At 63.3% G+C, this 6,760-nt stretch carries 5 protein-coding genes; 2 read left to right on the top strand and 3 right to left on the bottom strand.

Going from position 1 to position 6,760, the window contains the following annotated elements; genetic code table 11:
* Positions 1-139: 139 nt before the first annotated feature.
* The gene (coq7, locus tag C3Y15_RS30805; protein WP_014722385.1) at positions 140-766 is read right to left on the bottom strand and encodes a 2-polyprenyl-3-methyl-6-methoxy-1,4-benzoquinone monooxygenase; all 627 of its coding nucleotides are present in this window, start codon (positions 764-766) and stop codon (positions 140-142) included.
* Positions 767-1,044: 278 nt separating this feature from the next.
* Between coq7 and C3Y15_RS30810 the strand changes: the two genes are divergently transcribed.
* Positions 1,045-2,214 carry a porin gene (locus C3Y15_RS30810; protein WP_059476087.1) on the top strand — a complete coding sequence of 390 codons (1,170 nt, stop codon included), beginning with the start codon at positions 1,045-1,047 and terminating at the stop codon, positions 2,212-2,214.
* A gap of 373 nt (positions 2,215-2,587) precedes the next feature.
* On the opposite strand, the gene C3Y15_RS30820 is transcribed toward C3Y15_RS30810, so the two are convergent.
* A complete protein-coding gene (locus tag C3Y15_RS30820) occupies positions 2,588-4,261 on the bottom strand; it encodes a long-chain fatty acid--CoA ligase (protein WP_069246132.1) in 1,674 nt (557 codons plus the stop codon).
* Between the two features lie 136 nt (positions 4,262-4,397).
* Positions 4,398-6,473, bottom strand: coding sequence for a molybdopterin oxidoreductase family protein (locus C3Y15_RS30825; protein WP_069246131.1), 2,076 nt, complete (start codon positions 6,471-6,473; stop codon positions 4,398-4,400).
* Positions 6,474-6,675: 202 nt separating this feature from the next.
* Here C3Y15_RS30825 and C3Y15_RS30830 point away from each other — a divergent pair.
* Positions 6,676-6,760 (top strand): transposase (locus tag C3Y15_RS30830; protein ID WP_134206827.1); only part of this gene is annotated, 85 nt, incomplete at its 3' end.

Raw genomic sequence — 6,760 nt, forward strand, 5'->3', positions numbered from 1 at the left:
CTTGTGAAGGTGATACGTGAGAAAGGCGGGCCAGACTGGCGTGCGGGCGGGGCTTTCGGGGGCGGGAAAACGCGGAAAAAGCGGGCGGTATCGTCGGCGGTGAACCGGAGCCGCGTCGTGCGCGGCCCCGGCCCGAAGATCACAGATAGTACGCAGTGCTGGTCATGACTTTCGAGGCGGCGCGCATCAGCATCCGAGCAGGCAGCGGCAATTCCACTCCGCCGGCATCGGTCGCTGCCTTGCCGTGCTTCACCTCGTCGATGCGCATCTGATCGACGATCGCGCGCGACGCGGTGTCCGCGGCCGGAAGCTCGGACAGGTGGCCTTCGAGGTGATTCTCCACCTGGCGCTCGGTCTCGGCCATGAAGCCCAGGCTGACCTTGTCGCCGAGCGTGCCGGCAGCCACGCCGATCGCCAGCGCACCCGCATACCAGAGCGGATTCAACAGGCTCGGGCGCGAGTCGAGCTCCTTCAGGCGGTGCGCGGTCCATGCGAGATGGTCCTCTTCCTCGCGCGCGGCTTCCTCGAACATCGCCTTCGCGGAGGCGGTGCGCGCCGTGAACTTCTGCGCCTGATAGAGCGCCTGCGCACAAACCTCGCCGACGTGGTTCACACGCATCAGCCCGGCGGCGTGCGTGCGCTCCGCGGGCGTCAGTTCGGCAGCCGGCGGCTGCGCGGGCACCGGCACCGGCCGGCTCATCCGGCTAATGCCGGTCAGCGACCTGAGGCCACGGTCGAATTCGCTGATCAGTTCGTCCAACACCATCCTGTTCTCCTGTCTGCGTGTGCTGCCGCGGGCGGCAAAAGGCACGTGCTCCGCTGCGTAACCGACTTGATTATTCAGCGGAAATTGCGGTTAACCCGTGATTTTAACCATTGTTGCATAAAGGAAACATGGCGACCTTGAGCCACGGCATTTCGCTTTGTCGGAAAAAGTGGCTTTGCTACATTACGAGCGACTTCTTGCGAAGTTGAAGGGGCTCGTCGACACAACATAACTATCCGCCCCGCCAAAAAAATTCAGTGATTCTTGGAGATCCGTTAATGAAAAAGTCGCTTCTCGCGCTCGTCGCGCTGGGCGCGTTCGCTGGCGCAGCCCATGCGCAAAGCAGCGTGACCCTTTACGGCATCATCGATGAAGGCTTCATCTTCAACAACAACGCGAAGGGCGGCCATCTGTACGGTCTGGCCAGCGGCGTGATGCAAGGCAGCCGCTTCGGCCTGCGCGGCACCGAAGATCTGGGCGGCGGCCTGAAGGCGATCTTCGTGCTCGAAAATGGTTTCGACGTGAACTCCGGCAAGCTCGGTCAAGGCGGCCTGATGTTCGGTCGTCAGGCTTACGTCGGCCTGTCGAGCCAGTACGGCACGGTCACGCTGGGTCGCCAGTACGACTCCGTCGTCGACTTCGTCGGCCCGCTCGAGGCAGGTGACCAATGGGGCGGCTACATCGCCGCTCACCCGGGCGACCTCGACAACTTCAACAACGCTTACCGTGTGAACAACGCGGTCAAGTACACGAGCGCAAACTACGGCGGCTTCACGTTCGGCGGCTTGTACAGCTTCGGCGGCCAAGCCGGCCAGTTCTCGAAGAATCAGGTCTGGTCGCTCGGCGCGGGCTACAACAACGGCCCGCTGGTCCTGGGCGTCGGCTACCTGAACGCACGTACGCCGGCGAACTACGGCGGCATCTTCAACACCGGCTCGTCCGATCCGGCGGCAAGCGGCAAGCCGGTCGTCTCGTCGCCGGTTTACGGCACGTACGCGAACAGCGCGAACACGTACCAGGTCATCGGCGCGGGCGGTGCATACACGTTCGGCGCGGCAACGATCGGCGCGACGTACTCGAACACGAAGTTCAAGGGCTTCTCGGCCGGTCAATACACGAACCAGACCGCGACGTTCAACAACGGCGAACTCAACTTCAAGTACCAGTTGACCCCGGCGTTGATCCTCGGCGCCGCGTACGACTACACGCAAGGCAGCAAGATCGACGGCAACTCGGCGGCCAAGTATCACCAGGGCTCGCTGGGCGTCGACTACTTCCTGTCGAAGCGCACCGACGTCTACGTGATCGGCGTGTATCAACACGCGTCGGGCAACGTGCTCGATTCGTCGGGCCACATCGCTCCGGCCACCGCCGCGATCAACGGCCTCGACCAGTCGAGCACCAGCAACCAGGTCGCGGCCCGCGTCGGCATCCGTCACAAGTTCTAATCAGCTTGCCTGACAAGCCGCAGTGTCTTGAAGGCGCCTTCGGGCGCCTTTTTCTTTTTCGGTTGGGCGCGGTCGGCGTGTGGCGCGCGCGGCGGCGCGGCGCGAGCGCTTGCGCCGGCTGTGCGCTGGCGACGCAGCGCCACGTGAACGCCGCCTTTACCGGCACCGAAGTTCACCGCGCGCCTGCCATTCGAAGCGAAGCGGGTGCATGGAATGGTCGCGGCCGCGCCGGCGGCCACCGCCCTCGGGGTCGAACGACCATCGTGGCGACGGCCACGTCCCGACGATATCTGCAGCGCGACGCGTCGCCCGCCCAAAATTAAAAAGCCCGGCACAAGGCCGGGCTCGCAGGTTCGAACGTCGACCTTACGCTTTACGCGCGTCCGTCGCGCAGTTCGCGCCGCAGGATCTTTCCGACGGTCGTCTTCGGCAGTTCCGTGCGGAATTCGACCAGCTTCGGCCGCTTGTAGCCGGTGAGCCGCTCCTTGCAGTACGCGAGGATGTCCTTGTCGGTGAGCGCCGGGTCCTTTTTCACGACGAACAGCTTCACCGCTTCGCCCGAGTGTTCGTCCGGTACGCCGACGGCCGCCACCTCGAACACGCCCGGATGCGACGCCACCACGTCCTCGACCTCGTTCGGATACACGTTGAAGCCGGACACGAGGATCATGTCCTTCTTGCGGTCGACGATCTTCACGTAACCGCGCGCGTCCATCACGCCGATGTCGCCGGTCTTGAAGAAGCCGTCGGGAAACATGACCTTCGCCGTTTCATCCGGACGGTTCCAGTAGCCGGCCATAACCTGCGGCCCGCGAATGCAGATCTCGCCCGGCTCGCCGAGCGCGACGTCGTTGCCCGCGTCGTCGCGAATCGCAATCTCGGTCGACGGCAGAGGCAAACCGATCGTCCCACTGTATTCGGTGGCCGTCACCGGGTTGCAGGTCGCCACCGGCGACGTCTCCGACAGGCCATACCCTTCGACGATCGCCGTATGGGTTTTTTCGTACCAGCGCTTCGCGACGCCTTCCTGGATCGCCATCCCACCGCCGTTCGCGATCGCGAGCTTCGACAGGTCGAGCTGGCCGAAATCCGGATGGTTCAGCAGCGCGTTGTACAACGTGTTGACTGCCGGAATCGTCGAGATCTGGTAGCCCTTCAGCTCCTTGATCATGCCGCCGATGTCGCGCGGGTTCGGGATCAGGATGCCCATGCCGCCCGTGCGCATGGTCAGGAACCCGCAGACGGTCAGCGCAAACACGTGATAGAGCGGGAGCGCGACGACGGTGATGAACTGCTTCACGTCCGGGAATTTCTCATGCGCGGGATGGTGCCACGCGCCGGCTTGCAGCACGTTCGACACGATGTTGCGGTGCAGCAGCGTCGCGCCCTTCGCGACCCCGGTGGTGCCACCCGTGTACTGGAGGAACGCGACGTCGTCCGGCGCGAGCTTCGGCGGTTTGAAGGTCTGCCGTGCGCCCTCCGACAGCGCGGCGTTGAAGCGCGTATACGACGGCAATTGCCACGGCGGCACCATCTTCTTTACGCGCCGCACGACATAGTTGACGAGCCAGCCCTTGATGCCCAGCAGGTCGCCCATCGATGCGACGACGACATGCTTGATCCCGGTGTTGGCGATCACGGCCTGAAGCGTCGACGCGAAGTTCTCGAGAATGACGATCGCCTCTGCGCCGCTGTCCTTCAGCTGATGCTCGAGCTCGCGCGGCGTATAGAGCGGGTTGACGTTGACGACCGTATAGCCGGCGCGAAGCACCGCGACGATCGCCACCGGGTATTGCAGCACGTTCGGCATCATCAACGCGACGCGCGCGCCGCGCTTCAGCCCGCGCGACTGCAGCCACGCGCCGAAATGTCGCGACAGCGCATCGAGTTCGCCGTACGTGATGCGCTTGCCCATGCAGACGAACGCGCTGCGATCACGATACTGGCGGAAGCTCTCGTCGAGCAGATCCGGGATGGATGGGTAGGGGGACGCGTCAATTTCGGCTGGAACGCCGGGTGGGTACGATTTCAGCCAAATTTTTTCCATGCCGCGCGTCTCCTCACTGATTTTCGAATGGTCGTGCTAAAACGCATCGTAGCGGCTCGCCCGTCCCGAGACAACAGGGTTAGATACCCACTTCCAACTTTCGATTGAATTCGTCAGATCATATCGCGATGTTCGGTCAAATCCGTTCTACTTCTACCAGGCAATCGTAAAACGTCGCCGAATTGCCGAGATCGGTCAGCGCCTGACTCGTCACTTCATTTGCGTTTCGGCCGTCCGCGGACAACTTCTTCCACCAGATCGACAAGCCCACGACCAGCCCCGCGCGCGCACGATCCGTGACCCTCGCGACGGCCTGCATCGAGCCGCGGTCGTTGAAGATTCGCACCATGCCGCCATCGCCGATGCCGCGCGACTCGGCGTCCGCCGGATGGATGTCGAGGTGCGGCTCGCCTTCCGTACTGCGCAGGCTCTCGACGTTGACGAACGTGCTGTTCAGGAAGTGGCGGGCCGGCGGCGAAATCATCGCGAGCGGGTAACGCGCGGCCAGTTCCGGCGACGCCTCGGCCGACTCGTACGGCGGCAGATAATCCGGCACCGGATCCAGGCCCATTTGCTCGAGTCGCGCGCTGTGGAACTCGCATTTTCCGGACGGCGTGCGGAAGCCGCCGTTTGCAAACGGCGCATCCGCGAGCTTGAGCTTCACCCAGCCCGCGTGCTTCAAGGTGTTCCAGTCGCTATCGAGCGTCGGGTCGTCCCAGCGGAGCGCCGCCTGAGCGACTTCTTCGTCGCTGTGATAGAGCGCCGGCTCGTCGAGCCCCATGCTGCGCGCGATGCCGCGGAAAATCTCCGTGTTCGGCCGCGCCTCGCCGACCGGCGGGATCGCCGGCAGGTTCGCCATCACGTAGGTGTGACCATACGATTTGTGGATGTCGAGATGCTCGAGTTGCGTCGTCGCAGGCAGCACAATGTCGGCGAAATCGACGGTATCCGTCTGGAAGTGCTCCAGAACGACTGTGAACAGGTCCTCGCGCGCGAACCCCGCTGCTACCTTCGACGAGTCCGGCGCGACGGCCACCGGGTTCGAGTTGTAGACGATCACCGCTTCCACCTTCGGCCCGAAGGCATCGTCGCCCGGATGCAGCAACGCGTCGCCGATCGCATTCATGTTGATGATGCGCGGCAACTTGTGCGGCCAGCCGGGGATGAGATCCGGGCGCAGCAAGGCGGCATGATCGATCGGCGCGAATTCCGACGACGACAGCAACAGCCCGCCGGCCCGATCGCGCCATGCGCCCGTGAGTCCGGGCAGGGATGCGATTGCACGCACTGCATTGCCGCCGCCGCGCACGCGCTGCATGCCGTAATTGAGGCGAATCGATGCCTTGCGCGTCGCGCCGTAGCGGCGCGCGAGTTCGATCAGTTCCGACGCGTCGATCCCGCAAATTTGGGCGACGCGTTCGGGCGGATAGGACAGCGCTCGCGCCTTCAGCGCCTCGAAGCCGACCGTATGGTTCGCGATGTAGTCGTGATCGAGCAGGTTCTCGGTAATCAGCACATTCATCATGCCCAAGGCGAACGCGCCGTCGGTGCCCGGCTTCAGTGCGATGTGCTGATGACACTTCTCCGCGGTCAACGAGCGATACGGATCGATCGCGACCAGGCGTGCCCCGCGGCGCTTGGCTTCCTGCGCGCGTGTCCAGAAATGCAGACTCGACGCAATTGGATTGGCGCCCCAGATGAGGATCAGCTCGCTTTCCTCGAAATGTTCGAGGTGCATGCCGATGTTTCCGCCATACGTGTAGCGCAGCCCTGCCGCGCCGGCCGCCGCGCAGATTGTGCGCTCGAGCCGCGACGCGCCGATTTTGTGGAAGAACCGTTGAGCAATGCCTTCGCCCTGCACGAGGCCCATCGTTCCCGCATAGCTGTACGGCAAGATCGACTCCGGCGAGCGCGCGGCGATATCGCCCAAGCGGCGGCCGATCTCGTCGAACGCTTCGTTCCAGGTGATCGGCGCAAAACGCCCTTCCCCCTTCGCGCCGATGCGCTTGAGCGGAACGGTCAGACGGTCAGGATGATGAACGCGATCGGCATATCGGCTGACTTTCGTGCACAGCACGCCTTGGGTCGGCGGATGCTCGGGGTCGCCGGTGACCTTGATTGCCTTGCCGTTTTCGACGGTTACGCGCATCGCGCATGTGTCGGGACAATCGTGCGGGCAAACGGCCCGAGCTATCTGGGTAGCTCCGTTCATCGTTCTGGATCCTGCATCGGGGGAGATTGGCAGATTCTACGTGGACGCCCTTGATCAGGCTTCACTTCATCCGAATTTCCTGATTGTCCGTCGGAAATCGGGAAGGGGGATGGAATTTTGTTGGTATGGGATAGTGACCTGCCCCCTGCAAACAGGGCCAGCCGGAGTCTAGTAAAGTTCGTTTTCGGAGAAGAAGACGAACATGAAGAAGCGCTTTACGGAACAGCAAATCATCGGGTTTCTGAAGGAAGCCGAGGCCGGTATGCCGGTCAAGGAACTGTGCAGGA

The sequence above is a fragment of the Burkholderia sp. B10 genome (assembly GCF_004368385.1).
Lineage (GTDB): Bacteria > Pseudomonadota > Gammaproteobacteria > Burkholderiales > Burkholderiaceae > Burkholderia > Burkholderia vietnamiensis.